The sequence below is a fragment of the Streptomyces luteolus genome (assembly GCF_029968015.1).
Lineage (GTDB): Bacteria > Actinomycetota > Actinomycetes > Streptomycetales > Streptomycetaceae > Streptomyces > Streptomyces luteolus.
In genome coordinates this window covers 1-25,144 of the sequence record NZ_JASCIS010000020.1, presented here as the reverse complement: position 1 = coordinate 25,144, position 25,144 = coordinate 1, and the positions used below count along the sequence as shown (strand labels likewise).

Sequence of the window (25,144 nt, the reverse complement as noted above, 5' to 3'; positions counted from 1 at the left end):
CTGGGGCAGGCGTTAATCACCTGCCCCAGACACCTGCCGCCTGAGGGATTCGCTGCTGGTCGCCGGTGGAAACATCCAGCTTGGCACCGGGGTTGCTGGAGTTGCCGTCGCTGGTGTCGAGAGCCGATAGGGCCTTCGAGACAGGCGCCATTGTCGTCGCCGTGCCCCTCAGTTGACGTGGATCGTGAACGGGCAGCGGGTGACCATTCCTCCTGCCAATCCCGCCTCACGATGCCCCAGTGGGCACCCATTTTCATGGGGTGGGAGTAGCCGTGAGGTACCTCGCAGTGGGCGTTTGCTTGGTGAGTTGGTACTCGGCGACCACAGCGCCGTTGCAGTCCCTGACCGGAAGCAGCGGCGGCAGTACTGCGCCCTCCCTCACAGTGAGCACGGTCAAGCCGTCAGCCCTCCTCGGCAGCTCGGGTTCATCTACGAACTCCAGCTCCGCATGCTCCGGTGCTGACTGCGCATCCTTCATGCAGGGCTTCAGCCATCGGCGAAGCGCCGTCGGTCACGTAGGCGCGGATCGAGCCGAGGTACTCGTCGCGGTCAATGCGCCCGTCGCCGTTGGTGTCCAGTGCGTCGAATGCCGTCTCCGCGTTCTCGGCGGGATTGCCGAGTGCCACACGCAGCCGTGTGAACTCCGCCCGGCTCAAGGTTCCGTCGATCTCGGTGTCAGCGAGGTCGAACAGCGATCCCAGCGCCTGCCGGCAGACGTCGTCGAAGGCTTCGGCGCCTGCCCACGTCGCGTACTCATCGAAGGTCACCCTGCCGTCTCCGTCCGAGTCCATCGATGCGTATACCCGCTCGTGAGCCGTGAGAGCAGCCAAGACAAGAGGGTCGTCCCCGCCGCGTCCGAGCGCCGCTGCGGCACGTTCGGGACGAGCGAGGTACTCCTGCCTGGAGATCACACCGTCGCCGTCCACATCCAGCATCGCGAAGATGTGGCCTTTGGCCGTGACGGCGGCTGGAGCGTTGCTCGTGGTCATGAGGTCATCCGATCGATGATTGAAGGGTGTGGTCGGGCGTAACATGCCCCGGCCTGCGAACTTGAGCCGCCGCTTCCTCAGGACGAGTGACCGCCCGCGTTGTGCTGACGTGACGCCAATGACCGCATCACGGTCACCGGATCTTTCACCGGCTGGTTGAAGAGCACCACACCGACAAGAACTCGGCTGTTGCGGGCCGGGTCGGTCAGGAGCCCTCGGAACTCCCGTTGTTGTTGCCAGTGCCACTGTTGTGCTCAGCCCGGCTGGTCCCCGCCGTAGCGGTAGATGTTGCCGTCGTTGTTCACGCCCCAGACGGTCCCGTCGACGCCTGCCCCGATGTCGGGCCTGCGGCCCCTTCGGTGCGGCGCTGGGTGCTGTGGCAAGGTCCTGGGTCCTGCGCCGCCGGGACTTTTGGCCCTCCCCGCGGGCACGCCCGCCGGAGAGGGTGAGGGAAATCGGAAGGGGGAGAGAAGGAGGCGACCGAAGATGCGTGAGGCTCTGGTCGCCGGGTTGTGGGGGCTGCTCGCGGGTAGCGCCCTGCTCGCCGGGGCGGCGTTGGGAACGTACCTGACGTTGCCACGGCGGCTGATCGGCCTGGTGATGGCCTTCGGCAGTGGCGTGCTCATCGCCGCGGTCGCCTACGAGCTGGTCGCCGAGGCCCACGACGGCGGCGGGATGCTCGCCGCCGCCCTCGGTACGGCAGTCGGCGCGCTCCTCTACTCCGCTGGGAACGCCGTGCTCGCCCGGCGCGGGGCACGTCACCGCAAGCGCACCGGCGGCAGACAGCCGTCCGAGACGGAGCAGCCCGGCTCCGGCGGGGCCATCGCGCTCGGCTCGGTCCTCGACGGGATACCCGAGTCCGTGGTGATCGGCGCCTCGACGATCGGCAGCGGCAGCGTGAGCGCAGCCACGGTCGGGGCCGTCTTTCTCAGCAACCTGCCTGAGGGCATGGCCAGTTCGACCGGCATGCGCGACGCAGGCCGCAGCCGTCGCTACGTCTTCGGCCTGTGGTCCGCGATCGCCGTGCTCTGCGGGGTCGCCGCCCTCGTCGGCCGGGCCCTGCTCGGCGGTGCGCCACCGCTCGCCCTCGCCCTCGTGACCGCCGTCGCCGCCGGGGCGATCCTGGCGATGATTGCCGACACGATGCTTCCCGAGGCACACGAGCAGTCCCACCTGCTCACCGGCATGGCCACGGTGACTGGCTTTCTCACCGCCTTCGCCCTCACCGAAGCGTGATGAAAGGTGCGCCCTGGTCTCGCTCCCTCATGGCCCTGCGTTGGCACACCGGCCTGGCTTGCCGCGGCGGCCTGTTCCAACAGCGGAGCTGCCGTAGGGAGGATGTCTTGGCGTGACAACCTCTTCTACGGCAGCTCCGCCACGGCGTCGGTCGCGTCGCTCTCCGGCGGCCCGGGGGCTCAGTAGCCCAGAACCATGGGAGCGACCTCAGCCCCGAACCCTTGTCAGTCATGCCCCCAGGGGCTCTGCGGGCGGTGGAACTCGAACCCGGTGAACCTCCGCGATTCCGCGGGCGCGGAGGCATCGTCGGCGCGGGCGGCACGATAAGTGACGATGAGTTTGCCGTCGCCGTCGACGAGCGGGATGTCGGCAGGCAGGGAGGTGCCGCTCGCGGCCTTGAGGACGTAGGTGTCGCCCTTTGTCTCCAGGCTGAGCGTGGCTGGGTTGGCCGGCGCGGCTGCCTGCGAGGGTTCGATCACCGTGAGGCCGGGGTTCTGTGGAGCGGGTTCTTTCTTACTCATGTCTGGCCTTCCTGTTGGGTGCGGATGCGTGGCGGACAAAGAGATGCCCGTCCCTTGAGAACGATCTTGCGCAACCGTGAGCGACGGTGCAATTACCCAACGCGTTTCAATCCGCGTGCATCCGGCTGACCGGGCGCCGAGTCTGATCAACTTCCGGGAAGGCGTGACCGCCCGTCACCGCCGTCTTTGCCTAGACGTGTTGAGGGATCACGCCTCGGGCAGCTGCCCTCGTCTCGACAATGTGGTGGTCGAGGACGGGTCGGCGCCGACGAGCCGGTGCTTCTCGCAACGTGCGTCCGGTCCGGGCCAGATGGCCGGGCTGTCCAGCGCACGCCCCGCCGGTGCAGTACGTGAACACGCCCAGCGGACGGGCGCGTGGGCGCATTCGATGGCGTTTCCGGTGGCCGCGGCGGCACGGGCTATCTGCGAAACAGACGGAGACCCCAGGTGCGACATGATGACAGCCGTTCCCGAGGTCGGCGGTTCTTCGGCTTCTCGGCTGCCATCACCGGGCAGCGGGGGACAAGAGCCCCGCCAACCGTCGGAAGGAGCAGTCGATTCAGGCGAGGACGACAGGCTCACCGCTCAGAACGACGCCTGCCCGGCGCAGCTCGCTGATCGCGGTGGCAGTGGTGCCAGCGGCGACCCCGGCGGTGTAGTCGAGCAGGACCCGTACGGCGAAGCCTTCTCGTACGCCGTCCAGGGCGGTGGCCTTGACGCAGTGGTCGGTGGCGATGCCGACGACGTCGAGCTCGCTGACGTCGCGGGCGCGCAGCCAGTCGGCCAGGAGCGTGCCGCCCTCGGTCGAGCCCTCGAATCCGCTCTTGGAGGCGGAGTGAGCTCCCTTGAAGACGACCTCGTCGACGGCCCCGGAGGCGACGGCGGGAACGAAGTTCGGGTGGAACTCGCCGCCCTCGGTGCCGACAACGCAGTGCACGGGAAAGGACGTATCGAAATCTGGGTGCTCGGAGAAGTGGGTGCCCGGATCGATGTGATGGTCGCGGGTGGCGATGACGTACGAGTACTGACCGTCGGCTCGGCGCGCCAGGTCAGCGATGGCAGCGGCCCGATCCGCACCTCCCTTGACCGGGACACTGCCGCCCTCGCAGAAATCCTTCTGCACATCGACGACGAGCAATGCGCGACGCATCGAGAAGTCCTTCCCTTGGTGAATCAACCCCGGGATGGTCGCCCGCTCCGCGTCCTGGCGCACTCAGAACTCGCCGACCAGTCACCCGACCGGCACCCGGAGTCGCCGCTCCGCCAGGCCGACCGGCGGCAGAGGTCGACCTTGCTGTTGAGGCCGAAGTCCCCCGGCAGGGTGCGGCCACCAGTAAGGTGCCCCAGCCCCAGCCCCAGCCCCAGCCCCGGCCCCGGCCCCGGCCCCGGCCCCAGCCCCAGCCCCTGCTCGTCGCGTACTCGCGGTAACGCTGAACTGCATGGGTGGGCCCGGCGCGCCCAATCCAAGAACCGAACCGGTTGCAATGCCGGAGCCAATCCCAGCTGGGGTCCTCGGAGCGCGGCGCGGTCCCCAGGAGTGTGGACAGCTGTCGTGATCCGTGGCCACAAGGTGGCGTGCCGCACCGGCGTTTCGATGGAGGCACGAGGGCTGCGCATTCTCCGGCGGAGATGGCGGTGAAGGCCGAGGGGCCCGTAGTCACGCCGCCGCCAGCTGGGCGTCGATGCCGCGGTACCTATTCGGTTCGGCGGCGACAGCACTCCCGACGTCCGGTATAGGCGCAGCCTCATCGTCGATGGACGGGTCGGCCCATCCATCAGTTTCCGGGTGCCTCCGGGGCTCTGCTGGACCAGTACTCGATCACGGCGGGGGTGAATTCCTCGGCGGACAGGTAGCCGTCCCCATCGATGCCCGTGCGGCCTCCCGGTCGTCGGCGAGCGTGAGTGTGGACTGCAGGAACTGTTCCTTGGGGGTTCGAGTCGCCGCCGCCCGTGATGTGCGGCAGGTGCAGCTGGCGGCAGATCCGGACGTAGGCGTCGACGATGCGCTGCTCTGCGTCCGAGCCGGACGCGTGCCTCAGGCGCGTCGCGACCCGTGGTCCGCAGATGATGTGGTCGTGCTCGGTGAGTTCGCCGTCGGCATCGATGTGGTCGAGCCGTGGTTGATCTCGGCGATCAGGAGGGTGGAGTCAGCCATGTCAGGTCCTTTTCCCATGGTGGCCAGCGCATTCGCAATCACCCCGGTTTGCGCCACCGGTGGATGGAGTAAAGATCCATGGCAGGCATACGACACCCACCATGCCACGAGCGCGCTGGAGTGACTCATGAGCAACCGTCAGAACGACAAGTCGGACGGGCAGTCGGCGAGCAGTGCTGACCCCGACAAGCTGACCGACGACGCTACGGCTCCCGCTCCGGACACGCACCCCGGCGGGTACGTCGGAGAATCCCCTGAGGCGGAGCCGGCAACACAGGCGATGTCCAGCGACGACGCGGAGGCCGACCAGGGCGAGGCAGCAGAGGTGCGGCCCGAGGCGCGCAAGGCCAAGCTCAACGAGGTGTGGATCATCGAGTAGGGCCATCGGGCAGCCCAGACCGGACCGGTTCGTCCGACACCCGGGTGCAGGATGCGGCACGCCGCCTCCGCTCCGCCGCAGGGCCGTGTCGCCGCCGCTGCGAAGCCGGTTCAGCTGAATCGTGCAGCAATTGGGCGATGTGGTGGGGGCGAGACCGCAGGTTCCGTACGCGGGCGGGGCCGATGTCGTCGTATGGGGGACACACCGTGGCGGAGATATCTCCGATACGGCGGGCGTCGTAGCGGACTCCATGAAACGGGCTCAGCTGCAAAGCAGTTGATGCCGGCAGGGCAGGGCAGGGCAGGGGAGGGCATTCGTCACTCCTGGGAGAACTGGGCACGGCCGGGTAGAGGGGCGGGCCGTCGTGCTGCCCGCCCCTCTCCTACGGGGCCGTCGGGGATTTCAGGGCCGTCGAGTCAGGCCCTGGCAGTGGTCAGACCTTCACGAGCTCGGGCTGCGGATCCGGTGCGGGCGGCACCAGGCGACCGCTGCGGTGCAGCCCGTACAACGCGGTGGCGCAGGCGATGCCCAGGACGGTCAGCGCGAGCCACGGAATCGCGGCCATGCCCGCTGCTCGGGCCGAGTCGAGGGCGGCGCCGGTGCCCAGGTTGCCGAGGGTGATGCCGATGCCGCAGATGGTGTTGTAGAGCCCGTAGTGGGTGGCGACGAGCCGGTCACCGGAGAGCCGGACAATGGTGTCCATCTCGAAGGGGTAGGCGATCATCGTGCCCACCGCAAGGAGGAACGCGGCGAGCGTCGGCGGCCCGGCGGCGAGCAGCCACAGACCCATGCCGCCCTCCGGTACAGGGACCACGGTGGGCACGATCAGCGGCACGAACGCCAGGCCCATGATGAGCAGCCCTCGGCTCAGCGCCTGGCCCGGCTCCATGCGGGCCTTGCACCAGGCGGTCACCTTGGTCTGGAAGAGGATCGTGCTCAGGCCCGAGACCGCGAACATCACCGCCACCGCCGCAGTGCCGAACTCCCCGTCTCCGCCGAGGCGTCGGACCTCAAGGGGCAGGGAGAGGTAGACCTGGAACTGCAGGACGTAGAAGCCGATCATGGCCGCCGAGAACAGCAGGAACGGCCGGTTGGCCACGATGCCCCGCCACTGCGACAGCACGCCCTCCTGTGCTCGCCTTGCGTGCCGCCCATGCTTGGCGCGCCGCGTGTGCTTCGAGGTCTGTGCCGCCTGCGGGTTCAGCGTGTTCTGTGCGTCGTCGGCCCTGCGGGCGGGCAGAGCACGCATCTGGACGATGCTCAGGAGCGCGAAAATCCCGGCGGACACCAGACAGGTGACGCTGAAGTCGACGCCGGTCAGGAGCATGCCGACCAGCGGGCCGAGCAGGATTCCGGCCTGGTAGAAGACGTTGAACAGGGCGAAGGCGTCGATCCGGCGCTCGCCCGTCTCCACCGACACGTACGCCCTGACGGCCGGGTTGAAGAGGGCTCCCGCAAGCCCGGTGGCTGCGGAGGCGGCCAGCAGGGCGGGGACGGAGTCGACCAGTCCGAGGGTGGCGAAGCCGACGATGCGCAGGACGAGTCCGGTGATGATCACGGGCTTGTAGCCGAGCCGGTCGGCCAGGGTGCCGCCAACGAGGAACATGCCCTGCTGGCTGAAGTTCCGTACGCCCAGGATGAGTCCGACGGTCCAGCCGGCCAGGCCGAGCGATCCGGACAGGTGCTGGGCGAGGTACGGCATCAGCATGTAGAAGCCGAGGTTGATGGTGAACTGGTTCACCATCAACAGCTGCACACTGCGCGGGTAGGTGCGCACCTGCGCGATGGTGGCCTTCACTTGCTCTTCTCCTCCGCGCCGGAGCCGTCCGCCTGTTCGGCGAGGGCCAGTGGGTCGACCACTGCCGTGCACCGGGTCCAGCGGCTGACCTGCTTCTCGTCGGGCCGGCCGATCACGTCCGGTTCGAGGGCCGGCGGGAAGTCGAGCAGTCCGTGGGCGGCGCAGTAGTCGTCGTCGTAGACCGTGCCGAGGTAGCGCTGCGGGCCGTCGGGGAAGATCGCCGCGATACGGGTGTCCGCGGGCCGGGTGCGGGCCAGCCAGCCCGCGACGAGCGCGACGGCGCCGACGCTCCAGCCGCCGGTGGCGTAGTGCGAGGTGGCGAGCTGTCGGCAGGTCCACACGGCCTCGGCCGGGGCGACCCAGTGCACCTCGGAGAAGTTCTCGTAGGCGACGTTGCGGGGGTGGATGCTGTTGCCGAGGCCACGCATGAGACGCGGCCCCGCGGTCTGCCCGAAGAGGGTCGAGTTCACGGTGTCGACGCCGACCAGCTGCAGCTCAGGGTAGAGCTGCTTCAGGACACGGGAGACACCAGCGGAGTGGCCGCCTGTGCCGACGCTGCACACCAATACGTCGATGTGGCCCAGTTCGGAGGCGAGTTCGAGGGCGAGCGGGGTGTACGCGGACACGTTGTCCGGGTTGCTGTACTGGTCCGGGCTCCAGGATTCGGGGTGCTGCTTGAGGAGTTGGGCCACGCGTTCGCGGCGGGCCTGCTGCCAGCCGCCGGTCGGGTGCGGCTCGGAGACCATGTTGACCCGCGCTCCGTACGCGGTAAGGAGTTGGGTCATGGAACGTTCCAGGCCCGGGTCGGTGACGAGGGTGACCGGGTGGCCGTAGACCATCCCGGCCAGGGCGAGTCCGAGTCCGAGGGTGCCGCTGGTGGACTCGATGATGCGGCCGCCGGGCTTCAACTCGCCGCGTGTGCGGGCGCGTTCGACCATGTGCAGGCCGGGACGGTCCTTGATGCCGCCGGGGTTGAAGCCTTCGAGCTTCGCCCAGAACCCGCGGCCTGCCGGGACCAGGGGTTCAGAGACGTGCAGTACGGGGGTGTTGCCGACGAGGCCGGACATTCCTTGACCGCGCAGCAGAGTCGCGGCGGACGCGGGTTCGGTGTTGGGGGTGGCTGAGTCGGTGGAGATCGTGAAGGTTTGAGATCGCATGGCTTCGCTTTCGCTCTACGTACGGGTGCTGTGGGTCGCTCGATGCGTGCGGCAGCACGCGGGGAGCGGCCTAGACGAGCCACCGGCAGAGGCGGGAATGTGCTCTTCGGGCACACAGCGGTACGCGGGAGGCGCGGCTGGCGGAGGGCTGTGCTTCGGGCTCGGCCGGCGCGTGTGCCAGGGCAGCGAGCGGCAGGGCGTCGAGAGCCCACGACTGCGGGGCCGACGTGCCCTGACCGGCGTGAGGCAGGACCTCACAGGCCGGCTCGTGGTGCTGGGAAGACCCGTCCTGCGGCGATGCGACGTCGGCAGACGCGGACAGCACCGGCCGAGAGGAGGCGGCATGTTCGCCGCTTTCGCCAGGAAGTAGGCAGCCGGCGAGGACGAAGAGAAGGCCACCGAGGAGAAGCCACGGCCGGAAGCGCGATCGCGCAACTGGAATGGCCGGGGCGTGGCCCTCTGTGTGCGCAGAATTGCGTACTGGATTTCTTCCCAAGGGAAGTTTGGCAGGGGAGATGTGCGTCACAGCACTCCGTACGGCAGGCCGTGCATTTCGAACACCGAAATGCGCGGTCAGAGGAGGTCGGTCGGACGACAGAAGGGGGTGCCGAAAGGGCTCGACTACTTACCGGCGCCTTATATGTGCAGGCAGTGCGAGATTTCGGTCACGCGGCACAGGTCGTGATACATCGTGATACCCCGACGGCAGAAGTGCCGTTGTAGCGCTGGCTAAAGAGGGGTGACGGGGTGACCTGTATGTCGTGGATCGGCCTAGACCCGGAGAATCGCTGGATCTCTCCCTGCTGCGGGCGAGCCGGTGGCGTCGGCCGAGCGAGAGTTCGCGAGGGGGTCGAGAGGTGCGGGGCGAACGCCGTCGAGCGGCGTCGAGCACGGAGCCGGCAGGTCAACGCCCTGCTGGGGCTGGCCCGAGAGGCATTCCTCGGCTGCGTGATCGGTCGATCCGCCGTCATGCCCGGCGGGAGGGGCGGCTGGTTCGTCCTGTGCGGCCGACGTCGTGGCCGCGATGGAGGCGCTGGGGGCGCTGGGGGCGACATGGTGTGCGGCGGTTTCACTGCTCACGCCATGCGTATACAAAAGGCCCAGAATGAGCGCGGCAAACCAGAACAGCCGCAACGGGCCCGCAACTTGCCTGCGGGCCCGGAGCGGTGTAGTTGTCCGGGTGGCCGTGACCATGCCGTGATCGTAGCGGCAATTCACGCGTGCTGCACAAGCAACTCGGCTGAACAGTGTGTGAATTGGCCTACGTGTCCCGTCGGACACGGCCGCACTTCTGGGCCGGCTCGGAGTGGGCTCGTCGGTTCACGGGCTCAGTGCCCGCCGGTGGACTCCACCGCGAGCCGCTTCGTGAACGACTTGCCGCCGTCCTTCGATTCGTAGACGCCGTTCTGAGTGGCGGCCAGGACGCGCTCGGCGCCCGCCGCGGTCAGGGCCTGCGGCTGTCCGCCGGGCACGGTGCCGGCCTTCTTCCAGGTCGAACCGCCGTCTTTGCTGCGGTACAGGGCACCGGTGGGGTCGATGCCGAACAGGGCGTCTTCCGTCTTCCAGGAGACGAAAGCCATCGTGGGCTGCTCCCCCTTGGCGAAGGTCTTGCCGCCGTCGGTGCTGCGGGCGACGCCGTCGGCGGTGGTGGCGAGGACGAGGTCTCGGTCCTCGGGGGACACGGCTATGTCGAGGGCCTGGAGCTTCGCGCCGTCGGTCCAGGCGGCACCGTCTTTGCTGGTGCGCAGCAGGCCGTTGGTGGCGTCGTAGCCGTAGACGGTGTTGTGGGCGTACTCCAGTGCGTGGAAGTCGGACTCGCCGGACAAGGACAGCGACTTCCAGGTCTTGCCGCCGTCGGTGCTCTTGATCAGCCCTTTGTTGCCCGGACCGGCTGAGCCCGGTGCGGGGTGGCCGCTGGCGTAGAAGGTGTTCCTCTGGGCCACGGTGAAGCCCATGAAGTCGTCCTTGCTGTCGCCCACCAACTTGGGCTTGCCGTCGGCGTCCGGGGTGTAGACGCCTTCGTGGGTGGCGACGTACAGGCGCTGGTCGGACGGGTCGAGACCGAGGCCGTGGATGTGGCTGATGGCCAGGTCGGAGGACTGGTTCCCGCCGGACGAACCGGGCGAGTCCGACTGGTCTTTGCCTGCGCAGGCGGCCAGGAGGGTGGTGAGAGTGAGTGCTGCGGCCGCGGCGGCGGCACGGTGCTTGTTCATGGGTCCTTCGGAGCGTGGGGCGCGCGCATCCCTGCGGCGCGTGGAGGCTGAGTGCCACGGGACCCGCCCGGGCCCGCGCGGCCGAAGGGCGAAGCGCGGAGCCCGGGCGGGCAGTCGGCCGTTGAGGATGAGGGTCAGATCCGGTCGAGGATCTTCTCGAACTGGTCGACCTCGGCGGACTGGCCCTTGATGATGGCGTCGGCCATCTTCTTCGCGTCCGCGCTCTTGCCGTTCTTCTTCTCGTCCTCGGCCATCTTGATCGCGCCGTTGTGGTGCTCGATCATCATCTCGGCGAAGGCGCGGTCGAACTTCGTGCCCTTGGCGGCCTCAAGATCCTTCATGTCCTGCTCGGACATCATGCCGTCCATGCCGTCCATGCCGTCCATGCCGCCGTGCTCGGAGTGGTCCATGCCGGACCCCGCCTCGGTGGGCTTGCCCCAGGACTTCAGCCAGCCCTGGAGGGTCTTGATCTCCGGGTCCTGGGCCTTCTTGATCTGCCCGGCCAGCTTCTTGATCTCCGGGTCAGAGGCGCGGGTCTCGGCCAGCTCGGACATCTCGATGGCCTGCTGGTGGTGCGGGATCATGCCCTGAGCGAAGGTGACGTCCGCGTCGTTGAAGTCGGCGGAAGCGTCCGTGTCCTTGCCCGGCTCCTTGGAGGCCGCGGCGGTGGAGTCCGAGCCGTGGTCCATGCCGTCCATTCCGCTGTCGTCGTTGCCGCACGCGGCAAGCAGCAGGGACCCGGCGGCGATCACGCCGACGAGCGCGGTACGGCGGCGCACGGAACGGCGGGCCGTGCGAGTGCGGTTGGTGGAGCTCATGTCGATACACCTCTGGTGTCGGTACTGCGGGTCTGTTGGCGTACGTGGGTGCACGCGGCGCAGCACGAAGCGCGCCCGTGCGGACGGTTCGGCCTAGATCCGCAGGACTGACAGCTGGGTGAGATCGGGTCTGAGGGGTGGCGCATGGGGCCGCAGCGCGACGACAGTGCGCGCCAGCAGGTCCGCCAGCCACGCAGGACGGCGCGCGAACGCCGCGTACAGCAGCGCTGCGAAAGCCCAGACGCCGAGCACAGCGACGCACAGCGACGTCATGTCCATCGCCATCCCGGAGGCGGGTTCGTCCGCCGACCGGTGGTGGGCGCCGACGGACTCGTGTCCGGCAGCCGTCGTCATGGCGGCATCGGTCGTGGCAGCGTCGCCGTTGGCACCGCCGTGCATGGCGGACGCGTGTGCTCCGGCGCTCATGCCGGCCCCGCCGTGCATGGCGGACGCGTGTGCTCCGGCGCTCATGCCGGCCCCCGAGGGCTCGTCCGGATGCCCGACGGTGTGCATCACGAACACACCGAACGCAAGCACGACGACCAGCAGGAGGTGCGCCAGGGCACCACCCGCTCGTACGTACTTGCTCACCTTCATCGCCGGACCTCCGCTGCCGAGGCTACCGAAGCGACTGACGGTGCGCGCCACGGGACCGGGTGCCCGGCCTCCGGTACGAGCCCCGGCGCGGGTGAATCCGGTGATTACGATGAGTGGTCGTTGGTGCTGGAGGGGCGAGCGGGTCGGACTCCGGGAGTGGAGCGAGCGGCGGTGCGTCAGCCGGGTGAGCTGGAGGCGGAGATCATGCACCGCCTGTGGGCCTGGGGCCGGCAAGCGACCGCGCGTGAGGTGCATCTCCCGTGGGTGTGTTGCGCCTTCTGGCGTTGTCCGCCGGGGCGTTGATCCGAACCATATACCCCGGGGGGTATATGCCTAGCGTGGGTGATCGGAATTTCGAGGGAGGGCCTGCCGGGCCGGATTCGCCAGGTGGAGTCACTCAACTGCCCCTCGGTGATGACCGGTTGCGTGTCGCGCGCCGACTGGGGCTTTCGTCGCCGACGGGTTAATGCCGGTGCGAGGGGGTGGAGCCTTTCGTCGCCCTGGGTGCAACGCCGTCGGCGCGCCATCGCGGTTGGTGCTCCAGTCGCTTGAGGCGTGCGCCTGAGTCGGGCCGCCCCTGTCGCTGTCGCGCCGTACCCCTGTCCTCCCTGGCGGGCTCCGCCGACTTCAGTCGCCTGGACTGCTGGTGCACCGTCGCCCCCCATGCCTCGATCGAGCCGGAGGGGTGGTGTGGGGTGGCGGGTGCATACCCCCGGGGGGTAGTTGACTCATCGGTGTCGAGCGTCCTAGTCTCACGGTGTCGAGTACCCCCTAGGGGTATCCGACGCCGCAACTGCTCCACGCCCGTCACCCACCCTGGAGGTCTCCATGTGCACGACGCCCGCCACATCAGCGCCCCTCCCTGCTCCGCGCGTCATCGACGCCGGCAAGGCCCCGGAGGTGAAGGGCGACGCTGTACCCGACTGGCACTTGCGCGGTGAGTGGTTCGACGTGTGCAGCTGTGCGCTGCCGTGCCCCTGCACCTTCGCCCAGTCGCCGACGCACGGCGACTGCCTCTTCACTCTCGTCTGGCAGGTGCACGAGGGGTACTTCGGTGACGTACGCCTCGATGGCCTGGGGGTTGTGGCGCTCGGCGAGTTCGCGGGGAACATGTGGGTCGGAGACCCGGACGCGACGATGAAGGCGATGCTGTACATCGACTCGAAGGGCGACGAGGCTCAGCGCGACGCTCTGGAGCAGATTTTCGCCGGCCGCGCCGGCGGCTGGCCCGGCGAGTTCGGCTCTCTCATCAGCGACCTGCGCGAAGTCCGGTACGCACCCATCCACTTCGAGGCCCCCGAAGACCTTTCGTACTGGCGGGCAAGCGTGGCCGACAAGGTCGCCGTCGGTGCCAACGCGCTCACCGGCCCCACGGCCGACCCCAACCGCCGCGTCCAGCTCATCAACGCACCAGGAGCCGAGGTCGGGCCTGGGCAGATCGCGACCTGGGGCGTCGTCGACGGTGACCACGCGGAAGGGTTCGACTTCTCACACGAGTACCGGGGCGGCTCCAGCAAGCACTTCCCCTTCGACTGGCGCCCCTGACCGGCACCGGTCACCCGCAGATCACGTACGGCTCCCGCGCGAGCCGTACGTGATCTGCGTCGGCGCGGAACCCTCGCAGGCGCCGCGGGAGCGACAGTCGTCGATGGGCCTCAGGCAGTCGTGCGGGAGCCAGGGGCGATGCCGATGCGCCCCGCCACCAGCTGCTGGAAGTCGGCGCACTGAGTGAAGTCCTCATGGTCGCAGTCCAGGGCGCATTCGATGAGATCGAGGGACGCCTGCGCGGCCGTTATCCGGGAGCGGAGCAACTCGGCCTCCTCGCCGAGGATTTGGCGTCGCCGTACCGGATCGGAGGCGGTGGCCAGGGAGCGGATCGTGTTGAGGGAGAGCCCTGCCTCCTTGGCTCGCATGGTGACGGCGACGCGAGTTCGGTCGGTGATGCCGTAGCGACGCCGCCCGGCGGCATCGCGTACCGGAGTGAGAAGCCCCATCGACTCCCAGTGGCGCAGAACATGGGTGGCCAGTCCGAAATGCTGGGCGATCGCGCCGATGCTGACCGGTTCACGATCGACGGAAAGCGGCGGCCCGTGCTCGCTTGACTTCATGCTGACATTAAGTCGCAGCCTGGGTCTCATGACCAGGGAAACGGATCAGGCACTCCAGTTGACGGACGAACTCATCGCACTGCTCGACGCGGCGGACCAGCTACCGGAAGTCCGTGAACTACGAGCTCTCTCCTACGACTTGCTGGGCGCCGCAGCCGGAAAGTCAGTGGTGGACGTGGGGTGCGGCGCTGGACGGGCCGTGGCGGAACTCGTCGACCAGGGCGTGGAGGTCACCGGCATGGACCCGAGCGAGCGGATGATCGCCGTGGCCCGCGACCGGTGGCCCAAGGCCCTCTTCCGGATCGCCGGAGCGTACGACCTGCCGTTGCCGGACGCCTCGGTGGACGGCTACCGGGCCGACAAGGTGTTCCATGAACTGGTCGCTCCTGAAGGGGCGTTGGCAGAAGCCCGCCGGGTTCTGACGCCGGGAGGGCGGATCGTGCTGGTCGGGCAGGACTGGGACACGTTCGTCATCGACTCCGCCGATCCCGCCCTCACGCGGACTGTCGTGCACGCCCGAGCAGATATGACGGCAGGACCTCGTGCTGCTCGCCGGTATCGCAACCTGCTCCTTGACGCCGGCTTCGACGATGTGACGGTCCAGGTGCACACAGGCGTCTTCACCGGGCCGACGATGCTGCCCGTGCTCGTCGGACTGGCCGAAGGAGCCTGCTCCACCCATGCCGTCACGCGCGAGCAGGCAGACAGATGGATCGCTGAACAGCGCGCGAGGGCCGAGGCCGACCGGTTCTTCCTGGCACTGCCGATGTTCGTGGCCGCGGCGACCGCACCACGGTGAAGGGCCCACCTGACCAGGGGTGGAGGTGCGACGGCCCAACAGCCTTGTTGCGCCGAGGGCGCGCGGCAGCTAATACAGGACTTCCTGAATTCAGGATTCTCTGTATTGTTTGGGTGTGCTGACTCTCGCGACCGACATCGAGGCTCTGGCGCGGTTCGGCCGCGCCCTCGCCGACCCGATCCGCTGCCGCATCCTGCTGAAGCTGCAGCAGGGGCCCGGCTATCCCTCCGACTTCGCCGACGCGTTGGGCATCTCCAGGACCAGGCTCTCCAACCACCTTGCGTGCCTGCGCGACTGCGGCCTGGTCGTCGCGACCCCGGACGGCCGCCGTACGCGGTACGAGCTGTCCGACGCCCGACTCGGGCACGCCCTCGGGGACCTGCGTTCGGCGGTCCTGGCAGTGGAGGCCGACAAGACATGCGTCGACGCGGAGACGGAGGGCTGCTGCCCGTGAGTCTCCTATCGCTCGCACCGTCGCCCGCTCGCCGGGACGCGCTGGCGCGGCGGATACGGTTCCTGGTCGCTGTGACCATCGCCTACAACGTGATCGAGGCGATCGTCGCGATCACCGCCGGGACGATCGCCTCCTCGACCGCGCTGGTCGGCTTCGGCCTGGACTCGGTCATCGAGGTGTCCTCCGCCGCCGCGGTCGCCTGGCAGTTCTCCGCCCGCGACCACGCCGTACGCGAGGCGCGGGAGAAGACGACGCTGCGGATCACCGCGGTCTCCTTCTTCGCGCTCGCCGCTTACGTTTCCGTTGATGCCGTACGCGCGCTCAGCGGAACGGGCGAGGCCGAGACGTCCCTGCCGGGCATCGTCATCGCCGCACTGTCGCTGGCGGTCATGCCGTTCCTGTCGGCCGCGCAGCGCAGGGCGGGTCGCGAACTCGGCTCCGCCTCCGCGGTCGCCGACTCCAAGCAGACGCTGCTGTGCACGTACCTGTCCGCCGTTCTGCTGATCGGCCTGGTCCTCAACGCGACCCTCGGCTGGTCCTGGGCCGACCCGTTCGCCGCCCTGGTGATCGCGGCCGTCGCGGTGAAGGAGGGCATCGACGCCTGGCAGGGCAAGGGCTGCGCCTGCGGTCCCGCGCCGACCCTCGCAGCACCTGGGGCCGACGAGAAGAGCAGTGCTTGCGGCAGCTCCGGCGACACCTGCTGCACCGGTACAAAGGACACGGCGACGTGACGTGACCGGGTGGGCGTGGGCGGCACTGGCTCTGTTCACCGGCTGGGCCGTGACCGCCTTCGGGTTCCGGGCCGCGCTCCAGGCCCGCCGAACCGGCGACGCCGGGTTCCGCGGCCTCTCCGGCCGAGCGGGCTCCGCCTCGTGGTGGGCGGGCGTGCTGTTCGTCCTCGCGCTCCTCGGCGGCGGCGCCGCTCCGATCGCCTCACTCACCGGCCTCCCGGATCTGCCAGGCACCGGGTCGCTGCTGCTGCGCGGGGCGGGACTCGTGATCACCGTCACCGGGATCATGACCACGCTGCTCGCACAGAGCGCGATGGGTACGTCGTGGCGGGTGGCGTCGAGGCGGGGGAACGCACCGCCCTGGTCACCTCGGGGATGTTCGCCGCCGTACGCAACCCGGTCTTCACCGCGATGGTCGCGACCGCGACCGGCCTGGCCTGGCCCTCATGGTGCCCAACACGGTCGCCCTCCCCGCCCTGACCGCCCTCGTCACGGCGGTCCAACTGCAAGTACGCATCGTCGAGGAGCAGCCCTACCTCCGCTCCGTGCACATCGAGGCGTACGACGCGTACGCCCGCAGGGCCGGTCGGTTCTTGCCCGGCGTTGGACGCCGCGCCGCCGGAGAGTCAGGAGGCCGGGGGTGTCTGGATAGCATCACGGACGTGCCCGTCCACCCCACCCGGCGCCCCCGGCCCGCGCTCGCCGCCCTTGTGGCCGGTGTCCTGCTGGCCTGCGCCTACCTGATGTGGGGCCCCGCGTACACCACCATGGCCATGGCCGAGCCCATGCCCGTCATGACGACCCCTGCCGTGATCGCCGAGGTGGCCCACGCGGAGAGGGAACAGGGCCTGCATGCGGCGGCTCCCGCGCCCGACGAGTGTCCGGCCATGAGCATGGACTGCCCGCTCACGACTGCGCACACGCCGCTGTTTGTCGCACCCGCCGCCGCCCCCGGCACGGACACCCTCGCGGTACCTCCGGTCCCCGCCGAACCGCTGAGCGCTGCAGCAGTCGACGACGGGTGCGCCTGGCCCCGGGCACCCGATCCCGTCGTGTTCCTCTGCGTCAGCCGGACCTGACAACACCCGCACCCTGCCTGCCCGTTGGGCCTCCGGGTGCCTCGTCATGTCCTGATCCGGCCATCTCAGCAGAGAGAGTCCTTACCTCATGGCCTCCACCACCACCTTGTTCGTCACCGGCTTGACCACCGGTCTCTTCGCGGGCGGCGCCTCCTGCGCCGCAGTCCAGGGCGGCCTGCTCGCCAGCGCCGTCGGCCGCCGGGCCACCGCCTGGAGCTCCGAAGCATGGGAGCGCAGCGGCCTGTTCGCCCCCGTGGGCGCATTCCTCGGCGCCAAGCTCGCCTCCCACACCCTCCTCGGCGCCGCCCTCGGCCTGGTCGGCGCAGCCATCCAGCCCGGCCCGCGCGCCCGCGCCGTACTCCTCATCGCCAGCGCGGTGCTGATGCTGCTGTTCGCCCTCGACATGCTCGGCGTCCGTGCCGTGCGCCGCTTCGTCCCGCGGCCGCCCGCCTCGTGGGGACGGCGAGTACGCAGGTCGGCGAAGTCGACCGCCGTCACCACCCCGGCCGTCCTCGGATTCCTCACCGTCCTCATCCCCTGCGGCGTCACCCTCAGCGTGGAGCTGATCGCGGTCACCGCCGGATCCCCGCTCGCCGGAGCGGCCGTCATGGCCGGGTTCGTCCTCGGCACCGGCCCGCTCTTCGCCGTACTCGGCTTCCTGCTCCGCTCCGCAGCCCGCCGCTGGCAGGGCCGCCTCAGCATCGTCACTGCCGTGATCGTCCTCGCCGTCGCGCTGTGGACCGCAGGCTCCGGACTGCGCCTGGGCGGCTGGTGGCCCACCCCCGCAACCGCCCCCGCGGCAGCGGCCGCGCAGCCCCCGCAGAAGACAGTGACCACAACCGACGGAGTCCAGACCATCACCGTCCAGGCCCGCACCAACTCCTACGCACCCACCGCCATCACCGCGACCGCCGGCGTACCGACCAAACTCGTCGTCGCCACCGACAACACCAACGGCTGCGTCCGCTCCTTCGTCGTCCCCGACGAGGGCGTCCAAGAGATCCTCCCCGTCACCGGCAAGACCCCCATCGACCTCGGCACCCCCAAACCCGGCACCCTCAACTTCACCTGCGGCATGGGCATGTACGGCGGCGAGATCACCTTCCAACAGCCCACTGGCTCCCGCACCACCACCCCGAAGGAGACCGCCCGATGACCCTCCGCCTCGAATTCGCGATCACCGGCATGCACTGCAACAGCTGCGGACTCCTCATCGACGACGAGATCGAAGAACTCCCCGGCGTCACCACCAGCACCACCAACCTGCGCACCGAACGCACCGTCGTCGAACTCGAACGCCCAGTCCCGGCCCAGGAGATCGTCGCGGCCATCGCCGCCGCCGGCTACACGGCTACAGCCACCGCCTGACTGTCGGCTGCCGCCCTGGCCCGTGGCGCCGTCCTGGGCCTAGGGCGGAGCCACGCGGCCGGTCTGGCACCGACGCACCGCGTCCGCACACCTGCGACCCAGGTCACTGAAAAGCGTCTCGCGATTTGGAATGACGCCAGGTCAGGTCACCGGGCAAGGTCCGGAAACCCTCAACTGCCAGCGTCGGCCGCCCCGTTATGGCACGCGAATGGCACGAGCGCCGAAATTGGACTAGACAACAAACTAGCCCCAGGTCGATGACCTGGGGCTGAGCTGTGGAGCGGGTGACGGGAATCGAACCCGCGCTCTGAGCTTGGGAATCGCGGGGTGATCTCAGCGGATTTGGCCTCTGACCTGCAGCTATGGCTTCTAGGGATGAGTCAGTGGTGGTTGGTGTTTCGCCGCCGTTCCCCGGGGTGCCCCGACAGGCCGGGCACGGATCGGGCACGGGCCGGAATCGTGAGGTGGACTCGCGGCCCCCATTTGAGTGTCCTGTACATTTCATTAGAGTCCATCACGTCCCATGAGGGACGTGTGTACGCGGTAGCTGGGGGAGATCATGGGCGAGCCAGTCGATCCGAGGGCAGCATACGCATTGACCGCGGAGCCATCGCCGGGCCCCACCCCAAGCCCCTCGCCCTCCGGGCCAGGATCTGGCGGCGATCGCCCCACCCCCGAGCCGTCGCCCTCTCCGAATCCCAGCCCGACCCCGCCGGCTCCGTGGGGCAAAGACCCGGACCTTGGTGTCACATCATCGTTCCTGCGTAAGAGGGCTGAACACTGCGAAACAGCGTCCGAGGTCATCCGTAAGACACGGGGCTTGGGGGAGGACGCGAGTGTCGACTTGGCCCGAGCTGCCGAGGGGTGGGACTTCGTCGGCAGCCTCGACGAGCTTGAAGGGCGTTGGGAGGACCTGAATCGGTTCGTCGTTCAGCGGCTCGACCAGGCAGCGGACAACTTCCGTCTCAGCGCGGATGCCTACGACGCGAACGAGACGCGCACGGCCTCTCAGTTCTCCTGACATCCACAGACTTCAACGGCACACAGGAATGGGACATGCCCAGCTTCACCGCGCTGCTGCGACTTGACGTCGCAGGACTGGAAACGTTCGCTGACGAGTGGGCGACGATCCACAAGAAGCTGAAGGAAGCCCTGACGGGCTTTGAAAATGACGTGGTGGTGCCTCTCAGCAAGGACCACTGGCGTGGCGATGGCGGCCGCGCTGCGCAGAAATACTGTGATCGCGTCCAGATGAACATAGAAGCGCTGGACAAAGAGGTCAGAGCGCTGCGGAAGTTCCTGGACACAGAGGCTGACGGCGACACCGGCCGTGGCGGTGTGAAGGGGCTGGCGGGGCTGAAGCTGCGAGCCGAGAAGCTTCAAGAAGAGGCCCAGCGGGAAGTGATGACGATCTCCGATACGGGCAGCGTCGCATGGGAGGCGTTCTACGACCGGAACGACCCGGAGGCCGACAGGAAGCTGGCCGAGCGTAGGGCAACTGCAGACTCACTCGAAACCCGTGCGCGGAAGCTTCTCGATGATGCTGCGGAAGACGACGAATGGCTGACGAAGAGCCTCAAGGTGATCTTCGGCACGGTCGACAACTTCGAGACCGAGAACCGTGAATTCGGCGTTGTGGAGCCCACTGCCAAAGACCGCCAGGTCCATAACCAACTCAACAACGTGGCCGCCTACTTCGCCACGATCAAGGGCTGGCCGACGGCCGCTGGCCTGGTTCAGCATTACTTGGAAGGCACCGGGAAGCCAGTCGAGGTCGACCCGCAACAGATGATGGATGAGATCCCTGCTTTCCAAAAGGACGTCGACAACACCCTGAAGAACGACGTCCGTAAGCGAGAGGACGGGCCGTTTACCACCGACTGGTCCTCCACCGCGCCCAAGCCAGAGCACGGTGACAGCAGCATGGAGTGGTACTACGCGCTGAACCACTTTCAATACCGTCTCGTTGGGGAGAAGGAGGACGGCGAGATCACGTACCACGTCGAGGTCAAAAAACGGTACGACTGGGGCATCCCCAGCGAGCACCGTGCCACGGTGTCCGGCGGCGGACCGGGGCCGTTGGGCATGGAGTTGGAGCAGGCCGATATCGCTCATCTGCACACTTCCGGAATGGCACGGGACTTCAACGTGTCTGGCTCGTCGGGTGACATGACGGCCCGCTCATGAAGGGCCGGCACACGGGAGCACGGCCACCGCTTCCGGAACCGTCGGACACCGCCCGTCCGGGGCGCCAGGGTGCTGCCCGGGACGGGGGCCGCGGACCTGGCTCCCACGAGAACGGCACAGGCCGAGGCGCCCTTCTGAAGAAGGTGGCGCTGTGGGGCGGACTCGGCCTATGTATCGCCTTCATTGCCTGGGTTGCTTGGGGAATCCTTCAGTTCGACCACGACATCGAGAATCCCCGCGAAGGCGGCTTCTCGGGCTGGCAATGTGATGCCGGCCGCGACTGCGGTTCCTGAGTAAACAGAGCCCAGTTGGGGCCCTTGCTCCGAACACCGTACGGGCGATGGCGGGGACCTGTCGCCACCGGCCGGGTGCCATGAGGAACACGGGCTATCGCTTGAGGGCGCGGTAGCGCTTCATGAGGGCGGTGATCTTCTCGAGGTTGGCGCCGCTGTTCAGCTCTGCGAGCAGATCGTCAGGGCAGAGTTCGTACAGGTCGCCCCACCAGCGTCGGGCCTTGTTGTCCCAGATCCGGTACCCGCCGGGTACCCCCCGGGCAACGTAGCGCCGCTTACTCAACTGCCCTGCCTAATCCGCGCTATCCCGTGCTAACGACTGATCGGGACTTCGTACACGATCTCGCAGCGGCTGGCGGGCACCACGATGTCCGCCGTCTCGACTGGCCGCCCGTCGTCGCTGTAGTAGGTCCGCCGGATGTGCGTGACGAGTGCGGCCTTCTGGATGCCGAGCAGCGACGCCTCCTCGGCGGTCGCCTGCCGGGGTTCCGGTTGCTCGACGGCGTGGCTGACGGTGATGCCGATGGCCGCCATGCGGTTCACGACTCCGGCGCCTGCATGCGGTCCGCCTTCGGGGAGTACGACGAGGGTGCCGGCGGTGAGGTCGTACGGCTCCCAACTCGTCGACAGCTGAACGGGCTTGGCGTCCGCCAGGAACTCGTACGTGGTCCGGACGCACAGCTCGCCCTCGGAGATCCCGAGCCGCACCGCGATGTCTGTGGGGGCCGGCACTTTGGCGTCGGTCCTGCTCTCCCAGTCGCCCTGTCTGCCGACGGCCTTCATGTCGGCGCGGAACGGCGACCCTTCGGGCTGCTCGCGTGCGGACGACCGCACCACGCGTACGCGTTGCCGGGGCTCGGCGACGTACGTACCCGAACCGGCACGTCCCTCAAGCACGCCTTGCGAGATCAGCAACTCCTGGGCCCGGCGCACCACGTTCTCGCCCACGCCGCACTCCTGGCCGATCTGGGCGCGGGAGGGCAGGCGGTCCCCAGGTTCCCACTCGTGGTCCGCGATGCGCCGCCGCAGTTCGTCGGCGATGCGGAGATAGGGCGGCTGCTCAGGCATATGGAAAATCTAGTCCACTAGCTCCAATCTAGTTAACTGGCTTCACTGAACGTGATTGTCGAGCAACGGAGGCTGCCCTGTGCCCAGTTCGGGAGTGGTTCGGGAGTGAGCGCGGGGTCCATCGCTGCCCGGTTGTCCGCCCTGGGGCTCTCCGTACGAGTGGAGGAACACCCAAGGCACACATCGGTGGAAGCGGAAGTGCCCGGTGAACCCTCCGCCGAGTTATGGCGGGAGGTCCTGGACGTGGTGGCCGAGGCCGATCAATTCGGGCTTCTCGCCGCCAGCTTGAACGGCCGCACCCTCTGGGCGGTCGTACGCAGAACGGTCCCCTCGACGGGCGATGTCGGGGGACCGAGCCGTCAGCGATAGGAGCTGAACAGCGTGTTCAACCGTATCTGCCGCGCCCTGTCCCTTGCCAGGGTGCGGAATTCCTCTAGGGGCAGGCACCGGCGAACCCGTCCGTTAATGCCCTCCTGCCTTCCGGCCTCTTCTCCCGCTCTACGGGCAGGTGTTGGCACCCCCGCCCGCCCGGTGCCTCATTGCTCTCTGCTCGCTGGGGAGGACGTCGCACTCGTCCGTCCGTACGTGCTGGCGTGTGAAAGGCGGGTCCGGGCGCTTTCTGTGTTCGTCGCCCCTCACCTGCCCGCGGATGCCCGGTCGGCCCTGGTGGGAGGCCGCTGATGGCATCCCGTCGACAGTCGAGGATCACGGACGCCTCCCCCGCTTCGTATCGCTCGGCCGCATGCAGGGTCGGTACGCACTCCGACTGCGCCGAGTCCGACCCGGCTCCGACCCCCGCCGGTATCCCGTTGATCTGCGAAGCGTGCGGCTGCCGTTGCCATGCGGCTGGCGACCTGCCCGCGCTCATGGAGGTGACGCGGTGAGCTCCCCAACCCCAGCTGGTGCACTGGTCTCCAACATCGAGGTCAACGCGGCCACTGTCCAACGCGGCGATGTCATCCAACTCGGGGGCCATGCCTACCGAGTTGGAGACCTCTTCCAGCTCCCCCAGGGAGCGAAGCAACTGGTCTTTGAGTCAGGCGAGTTGCTGACCATACATGCGCGTACTCGGCTCGTCGCCGTGCGCATGCGGGGAAGGCGGTGACCGGCTCCATGCGCTCACGCCGCCACACCATCGCCGCCGACCTGCGGCAGCAGATCACCAGCGGCCGCATCCGGCCCAGTGAACGCCTGCCGTCCGAAGCCGACCTGGCCGACCGGTACAAGGTCAGCACGTTGACCTTGCGGCACGCCCTGGCCGTACTCCAAGGCGAAGGCCTCGTCGAGAAGATCCACGGCAAGGGCAACTTCGTCCGCCGCCCGCTCCGCAAAACCATGTACGTCGGCGGCTGGGGAATCCTGGACCCGTGGATGGCTGCCGAGCCGGTATTGCGCGTCACCGTTCGCAGCAACACGGTTGAGGCTCAAGCGCACTTGGCAACCCTGCTGGGGGTTCCTACGGGCAGTCCCCTCGCAGAGTTCACGTGCCTCAGCTACGAGGGGGAGTCTCCGCACGGCCTGGCGCGCATCTACCTGCCGCGTGACCTGGCCCCGGCCGGAGTGCTCGACGACAACTCCGCCTCCCGGCAGACAGCCGCGAGATTCGCCCAACTCGGCCCGACTCCCGCTGCTGTCCGAGAGACGGTGTGCGCTCGCCCACCGACAACCGTCGAAGCGTCGTCCCTCCGGCTCGCCACCGCGTCGGTCGTCCTCTCCATCACCCGCATCTCCACCGACTCCGCCGGCCGCATCGTCGAAGCCGCGCTCCTGACCTTCCCCGGAGACCGCATCGACGCCGTCTTCACCACGCACACCATGACCGACGAGAGGCAGGCCCGAGCATGACCGAGCCGAACGAACTGCGTCTCCTCCCGTGGTCGGGCCCAGAGGGCAAGCCCTGCTACCTGAGCACCGACGACAGGGGCGGCTACATGTCCCGGCTGGCCGACAATATGGAATCGGTCCAACTTGACTCAGCGGAAGAGCTGTTGGAAGGCGCGACCGAGACCGTCAACGACCAGGACACGGCCATCGAAGAGCTGCGGCACCTGGCAAGGGACCTGACCGGCGCCTTGCGCGACGTCCTCCGCGTCGCCGCCAGCCGCGGCCACCTCCTGACGCTGACCGAACCGCGCGAGCCCACCTACTGACCTCGCTCCCGACAACCTGCACAAAAGAAGCCCACGGCTGAAAAACTCAGCAGTCGTGGGCTTCTTGCCTAAGCTTGGAAGGATTTTTGACGCTTCAGGTAAGCGTCATCCATGGTGAATAGATAAAAGAACTCGACAAAATGCGGGACGGGTATTTCGTTCGGAATCTGGCCGCCCCGGGCTACTAGTATAGAAATTGCGTGGCGTGCGATTCTGGCGCAGAGAAATGTGCCTTCCTTGGCCACGTATTCACTCTCGTTTGCAGCCTGAGCGGCTGCGGCGAACCCCTGGATGGGGGACCCATCTTCTGTCTCGAACTGAAACACTGCTGCATTCGCATGGGCGTCCAGCTTTCGAGCCCAGTCCACGTCGCGCCACGGACGCTTCCGCTTGCTTATGAGTAGTCTTCCAACTTCAGAGAACCACCGCTCCACTGGGTCCTGAGTCTTCGCTTTCCCGGTGAGAACGTCAATGTTGTAGTAGCGAGCCCTGATTGCGAAGTCTGAGAGGAATGAGATAGCTGCGTTAGTCAGATCTGCATCCGGCAGTTCCCAAACACGTGCCGATGGGGCAAGGCGATTCCGGACGTCTGTGATGCCCGCAAGGAGCTCCGTGAGTCCGTGCCCGTACTTCTTCGCGAACTGCCGGTCGGACGGAAACCTACCGTTCTGCACAATATAGTCAACGATTAGAGCGAGCTTCATGACACGTTCGAGACCGATGGTGTATTGAAAGAATCCGCCGTAGTAGAGTTGAGGGTCGGCGTAGTTGGCTTTCCTGAGACTTGCCAGACCACCCCTCAGCGAGTATGAGGCAAGCCCAGCCTCGTGGGAAAGAGGCCGCCATTCCGGAGTGATCACGACGTTTCCTTCTGTCATCCCTCAGTGCTGTCAGGTTGCACGCATTGTGCCTGGAGGAGGGTGCCGTTCGCATCGCTTTTGGGTTTGGACATGTACGCGATCCCCAGGCGCAACAGGGGCAGATGTTCTTGATGGTTCGCCTCATAACGATGGACGTCGCCACCGTGCAGGACGTGGAACCCTT

Annotated in this window: 30 protein-coding genes; 16 read left to right on the top strand and 14 right to left on the bottom strand. The window is 67.9% G+C overall.

All coding sequences use genetic code 11. The features are described from left to right. Nucleotides 1-425: 425 nt before the first annotated feature. Entirely contained in the window at nucleotides 426-989 is a 564-nt protein-coding gene (locus QIT00_RS20440; protein WP_282536765.1) for an EF-hand domain-containing protein, read from the bottom strand. Nucleotides 990-1,243: 254 nt separating this feature from the next. After that, entirely contained in the window at nucleotides 1,244-1,372 is a 129-nt protein-coding gene (locus tag QIT00_RS20435) for a hypothetical protein (protein WP_282536764.1), read from the bottom strand. 103 nt (nucleotides 1,373-1,475) lie between these two features. Between QIT00_RS20435 and QIT00_RS20430 the strand changes: the two genes are divergently transcribed. Continuing rightward, nucleotides 1,476-2,225 (top strand): ZIP family metal transporter, encoded by a 750-nt coding sequence (locus QIT00_RS20430; protein WP_282536763.1) that lies wholly within the window; start codon nucleotides 1,476-1,478, stop codon nucleotides 2,223-2,225. A 224-nt stretch (nucleotides 2,226-2,449) separates the two neighbouring features. Here QIT00_RS20430 and QIT00_RS20425 read toward each other — a convergent pair whose 3' ends face one another. Then, a complete protein-coding gene (locus tag QIT00_RS20425; RefSeq protein WP_282536762.1) occupies nucleotides 2,450-2,746 on the bottom strand; it encodes a hypothetical protein in 297 nt (98 codons plus the stop codon). A gap of 559 nt (nucleotides 2,747-3,305) precedes the next feature. Next, nucleotides 3,306-3,896 (bottom strand): isochorismatase family protein, encoded by a 591-nt coding sequence (locus tag QIT00_RS20420; RefSeq protein WP_282536761.1) that lies wholly within the window; start codon nucleotides 3,894-3,896, stop codon nucleotides 3,306-3,308. Between the two features lie 775 nt (nucleotides 3,897-4,671). On the opposite strand from QIT00_RS20420, the gene QIT00_RS20415 reads away from it, so the two are divergent. Both QIT00_RS20415 and QIT00_RS20410 read left to right on the top strand, forming a co-directional pair. After that, nucleotides 4,672-5,025, top strand: a complete 354-nt coding sequence (locus tag QIT00_RS20415) for a hypothetical protein (protein WP_282536760.1) — start codon at nucleotides 4,672-4,674, stop codon at nucleotides 5,023-5,025. Between the two features lie 3 nt (nucleotides 5,026-5,028). Further along, a complete protein-coding gene (locus QIT00_RS20410; RefSeq protein ID WP_282536759.1) occupies nucleotides 5,029-5,280 on the top strand; it encodes a hypothetical protein in 252 nt (83 codons plus the stop codon). Between the two features lie 433 nt (nucleotides 5,281-5,713). Here QIT00_RS20410 and QIT00_RS20400 read toward each other — a convergent pair whose 3' ends face one another. The 6 genes from QIT00_RS20400 to QIT00_RS20380 form a co-directional block, all read right to left on the bottom strand. Continuing rightward, complete coding sequence (locus tag QIT00_RS20400; RefSeq protein ID WP_282536757.1) at nucleotides 5,714-7,078, bottom strand: MDR family MFS transporter; 1,365 nt, start codon at nucleotides 7,076-7,078, stop codon at nucleotides 5,714-5,716. Then, nucleotides 7,075-8,145 carry a PLP-dependent cysteine synthase family protein gene (locus tag QIT00_RS20395; RefSeq protein ID WP_282536871.1) on the bottom strand — a complete coding sequence of 357 codons (1,071 nt, stop codon included), beginning with the start codon at nucleotides 8,143-8,145 and terminating at the stop codon, nucleotides 7,075-7,077. Before QIT00_RS20395 ends, QIT00_RS20400 begins: the two co-directional genes overlap by 4 nt. An 861-nt stretch (nucleotides 8,146-9,006) precedes the next feature. Then, nucleotides 9,007-9,429: a DUF6153 family protein gene (locus QIT00_RS38965; protein WP_408909807.1), complete on the bottom strand. Its 423-nt coding sequence runs from the start codon at nucleotides 9,427-9,429 to the stop codon at nucleotides 9,007-9,009. Nucleotides 9,430-9,563: 134 nt separating this feature from the next. Beyond that, the gene (locus QIT00_RS20390) at nucleotides 9,564-10,448 is read right to left on the bottom strand and encodes a F510_1955 family glycosylhydrolase (protein ID WP_282536756.1); all 885 of its coding nucleotides are present in this window, start codon (nucleotides 10,446-10,448) and stop codon (nucleotides 9,564-9,566) included. Between the two features lie 134 nt (nucleotides 10,449-10,582). Then, a complete protein-coding gene (locus tag QIT00_RS20385) occupies nucleotides 10,583-11,266 on the bottom strand; it encodes a DUF305 domain-containing protein (protein ID WP_282536755.1) in 684 nt (227 codons plus the stop codon). 93 nt (nucleotides 11,267-11,359) lie between these two features. Continuing rightward, entirely contained in the window at nucleotides 11,360-11,863 is a 504-nt protein-coding gene (locus tag QIT00_RS20380) for a hypothetical protein (protein WP_282536754.1), read from the bottom strand. 828 nt (nucleotides 11,864-12,691) lie between these two features. Between QIT00_RS20380 and QIT00_RS20375 the strand changes: the two genes are divergently transcribed. Further along, nucleotides 12,692-13,408 (top strand): DUF1326 domain-containing protein, encoded by a 717-nt coding sequence (locus tag QIT00_RS20375; RefSeq protein ID WP_282536753.1) that lies wholly within the window; start codon nucleotides 12,692-12,694, stop codon nucleotides 13,406-13,408. A gap of 110 nt (nucleotides 13,409-13,518) precedes the next feature. Here QIT00_RS20375 and QIT00_RS20370 read toward each other — a convergent pair whose 3' ends face one another. Then, nucleotides 13,519-13,971 carry a helix-turn-helix domain-containing protein gene (locus tag QIT00_RS20370; RefSeq protein ID WP_282536752.1) on the bottom strand — a complete coding sequence of 151 codons (453 nt, stop codon included), beginning with the start codon at nucleotides 13,969-13,971 and terminating at the stop codon, nucleotides 13,519-13,521. A 28-nt stretch (nucleotides 13,972-13,999) separates the two neighbouring features. Here QIT00_RS20370 and QIT00_RS20365 point away from each other — a divergent pair, with 28 nt between their 5' ends. The 8 genes from QIT00_RS20365 (at nucleotide 14,000) to QIT00_RS20330 (ending at nucleotide 20,589) form a co-directional block, all read left to right on the top strand. Beyond that, a complete protein-coding gene (locus QIT00_RS20365) occupies nucleotides 14,000-14,770 on the top strand; it encodes a methyltransferase domain-containing protein (protein WP_282536751.1) in 771 nt (256 codons plus the stop codon). 115 nt (nucleotides 14,771-14,885) lie between these two features. Next, the gene (locus QIT00_RS20360; RefSeq protein ID WP_282536750.1) at nucleotides 14,886-15,224 is read left to right on the top strand and encodes an ArsR/SmtB family transcription factor; all 339 of its coding nucleotides are present in this window, start codon (nucleotides 14,886-14,888) and stop codon (nucleotides 15,222-15,224) included. Beyond that, the gene (locus tag QIT00_RS20355) at nucleotides 15,188-15,955 is read left to right on the top strand and encodes a cation transporter (protein WP_282536749.1); all 768 of its coding nucleotides are present in this window, start codon (nucleotides 15,188-15,190) and stop codon (nucleotides 15,953-15,955) included. Before QIT00_RS20360 ends, QIT00_RS20355 begins: the two co-directional genes overlap by 37 nt. A gap of 446 nt (nucleotides 15,956-16,401) precedes the next feature. Beyond that, nucleotides 16,402-17,034 carry a hypothetical protein gene (locus QIT00_RS20350; RefSeq protein WP_282536748.1) on the top strand — a complete coding sequence of 211 codons (633 nt, stop codon included), beginning with the start codon at nucleotides 16,402-16,404 and terminating at the stop codon, nucleotides 17,032-17,034. A gap of 88 nt (nucleotides 17,035-17,122) precedes the next feature. Continuing rightward, entirely contained in the window at nucleotides 17,123-18,190 is a 1,068-nt protein-coding gene (locus QIT00_RS20345) for an urease accessory protein UreH domain-containing protein (protein ID WP_282536747.1), read from the top strand. Further along, nucleotides 18,187-18,402 (top strand): cation transporter, encoded by a 216-nt coding sequence (locus QIT00_RS20340; protein ID WP_282536746.1) that lies wholly within the window; start codon nucleotides 18,187-18,189, stop codon nucleotides 18,400-18,402. Before QIT00_RS20345 ends, QIT00_RS20340 begins: the two co-directional genes overlap by 4 nt. A gap of 820 nt (nucleotides 18,403-19,222) precedes the next feature. Beyond that, entirely contained in the window at nucleotides 19,223-19,423 is a 201-nt protein-coding gene (locus QIT00_RS20335) for a hypothetical protein (RefSeq protein ID WP_282536745.1), read from the top strand. A gap of 35 nt (nucleotides 19,424-19,458) precedes the next feature. Continuing rightward, on the top strand, nucleotides 19,459-20,589 hold the full coding sequence (locus QIT00_RS20330; RefSeq protein ID WP_282536744.1) for a hypothetical protein: 1,131 nt from the start codon (nucleotides 19,459-19,461) through the stop codon (nucleotides 20,587-20,589). A 387-nt stretch (nucleotides 20,590-20,976) separates the two neighbouring features. On the opposite strand, the gene QIT00_RS20325 is transcribed toward QIT00_RS20330, so the two are convergent. Together QIT00_RS20325 and QIT00_RS20320 are read right to left on the bottom strand one after the other, a co-directional pair. Next, a complete protein-coding gene (locus QIT00_RS20325; RefSeq protein ID WP_282536743.1) occupies nucleotides 20,977-21,165 on the bottom strand; it encodes a hypothetical protein in 189 nt (62 codons plus the stop codon). A gap of 29 nt (nucleotides 21,166-21,194) precedes the next feature. Continuing rightward, nucleotides 21,195-21,950, bottom strand: coding sequence for a GntR family transcriptional regulator (locus QIT00_RS20320; RefSeq protein ID WP_282536742.1), 756 nt, complete (start codon nucleotides 21,948-21,950; stop codon nucleotides 21,195-21,197). A gap of 72 nt (nucleotides 21,951-22,022) precedes the next feature. Between QIT00_RS20320 and QIT00_RS20315 the strand changes: the two genes are divergently transcribed. The 4 genes from QIT00_RS20315 to QIT00_RS20300 all read left to right on the top strand — a co-directional run bounded on the left by QIT00_RS20315 (nucleotide 22,023) and on the right by QIT00_RS20300 (nucleotide 24,100). Then, a complete protein-coding gene (locus tag QIT00_RS20315; protein ID WP_282536870.1) occupies nucleotides 22,023-22,319 on the top strand; it encodes a hypothetical protein in 297 nt (98 codons plus the stop codon). Between the two features lie 511 nt (nucleotides 22,320-22,830). Continuing rightward, the gene (locus QIT00_RS20310) at nucleotides 22,831-23,055 is read left to right on the top strand and encodes a hypothetical protein (RefSeq protein WP_282536741.1); all 225 of its coding nucleotides are present in this window, start codon (nucleotides 22,831-22,833) and stop codon (nucleotides 23,053-23,055) included. A gap of 8 nt (nucleotides 23,056-23,063) precedes the next feature. Then, complete coding sequence (locus tag QIT00_RS20305) at nucleotides 23,064-23,795, top strand: GntR family transcriptional regulator (protein WP_282536740.1); 732 nt, start codon at nucleotides 23,064-23,066, stop codon at nucleotides 23,793-23,795. Further along, on the top strand, nucleotides 23,792-24,100 hold the full coding sequence (locus QIT00_RS20300) for a hypothetical protein (RefSeq protein WP_282536739.1): 309 nt from the start codon (nucleotides 23,792-23,794) through the stop codon (nucleotides 24,098-24,100). Before QIT00_RS20305 ends, QIT00_RS20300 begins: the two co-directional genes overlap by 4 nt. 68 nt (nucleotides 24,101-24,168) lie before the next feature. Here QIT00_RS20300 and QIT00_RS20295 read toward each other — a convergent pair whose 3' ends face one another. Then, nucleotides 24,169-24,960 (bottom strand): hypothetical protein, encoded by a 792-nt coding sequence (locus tag QIT00_RS20295; protein WP_282536738.1) that lies wholly within the window; start codon nucleotides 24,958-24,960, stop codon nucleotides 24,169-24,171. Nucleotides 24,961-25,144: the final 184 nt, after the last annotated feature.

Coding starts and splice junctions, on each gene's coding strand:
- QIT00_RS20440 (WP_282536765.1), bottom strand. CDS start 989: ATGACCACGAGCAACGCTCCAGCCGCCGTCACGGCCAAAGGCCACATC.
- QIT00_RS20430 (WP_282536763.1), top strand. CDS start 1,476: ATGCGTGAGGCTCTGGTCGCCGGGTTGTGGGGGCTGCTCGCGGGTAGC.
- QIT00_RS20425 (WP_282536762.1), bottom strand. CDS start 2,746: ATGAGTAAGAAAGAACCCGCTCCACAGAACCCCGGCCTCACGGTGATC.
- QIT00_RS20420 (WP_282536761.1), bottom strand. CDS start 3,896: ATGCGTCGCGCATTGCTCGTCGTCGATGTGCAGAAGGATTTCTGCGAG.
- QIT00_RS20410 (WP_282536759.1), top strand. CDS start 5,029: ATGAGCAACCGTCAGAACGACAAGTCGGACGGGCAGTCGGCGAGCAGT.
- QIT00_RS20395 (WP_282536871.1), bottom strand. CDS start 8,145: ATGTCCGGCCTCGTCGGCAACACCCCCGTACTGCACGTCTCTGAACCC.
- QIT00_RS38965 (WP_408909807.1), bottom strand. CDS start 9,429: ATGGTCACGGCCACCCGGACAACTACACCGCTCCGGGCCCGCAGGCAA.
- QIT00_RS20390 (WP_282536756.1), bottom strand. CDS start 10,448: ATGAACAAGCACCGTGCCGCCGCCGCGGCCGCAGCACTCACTCTCACC.
- QIT00_RS20385 (WP_282536755.1), bottom strand. CDS start 11,266: ATGAGCTCCACCAACCGCACTCGCACGGCCCGCCGTTCCGTGCGCCGC.
- QIT00_RS20380 (WP_282536754.1), bottom strand. CDS start 11,863: ATGAAGGTGAGCAAGTACGTACGAGCGGGTGGTGCCCTGGCGCACCTC.
- QIT00_RS20375 (WP_282536753.1), top strand. CDS start 12,692: ATGTGCACGACGCCCGCCACATCAGCGCCCCTCCCTGCTCCGCGCGTC.
- QIT00_RS20370 (WP_282536752.1), bottom strand. CDS start 13,971: ATGAAGTCAAGCGAGCACGGGCCGCCGCTTTCCGTCGATCGTGAACCG.
- QIT00_RS20365 (WP_282536751.1), top strand. CDS start 14,000: ATGACCAGGGAAACGGATCAGGCACTCCAGTTGACGGACGAACTCATC.
- QIT00_RS20355 (WP_282536749.1), top strand. CDS start 15,188: ATGCGTCGACGCGGAGACGGAGGGCTGCTGCCCGTGAGTCTCCTATCG.
- QIT00_RS20350 (WP_282536748.1), top strand. CDS start 16,402: ATGGTGCCCAACACGGTCGCCCTCCCCGCCCTGACCGCCCTCGTCACG.
- QIT00_RS20345 (WP_282536747.1), top strand. CDS start 17,123: ATGGCCTCCACCACCACCTTGTTCGTCACCGGCTTGACCACCGGTCTC.
- QIT00_RS20340 (WP_282536746.1), top strand. CDS start 18,187: ATGACCCTCCGCCTCGAATTCGCGATCACCGGCATGCACTGCAACAGC.
- QIT00_RS20330 (WP_282536744.1), top strand. CDS start 19,459: ATGCCCAGCTTCACCGCGCTGCTGCGACTTGACGTCGCAGGACTGGAA.
- QIT00_RS20320 (WP_282536742.1), bottom strand. CDS start 21,950: ATGCCTGAGCAGCCGCCCTATCTCCGCATCGCCGACGAACTGCGGCGG.
- QIT00_RS20305 (WP_282536740.1), top strand. CDS start 23,064: ATGCGCTCACGCCGCCACACCATCGCCGCCGACCTGCGGCAGCAGATC.
- QIT00_RS20300 (WP_282536739.1), top strand. CDS start 23,792: ATGACCGAGCCGAACGAACTGCGTCTCCTCCCGTGGTCGGGCCCAGAG.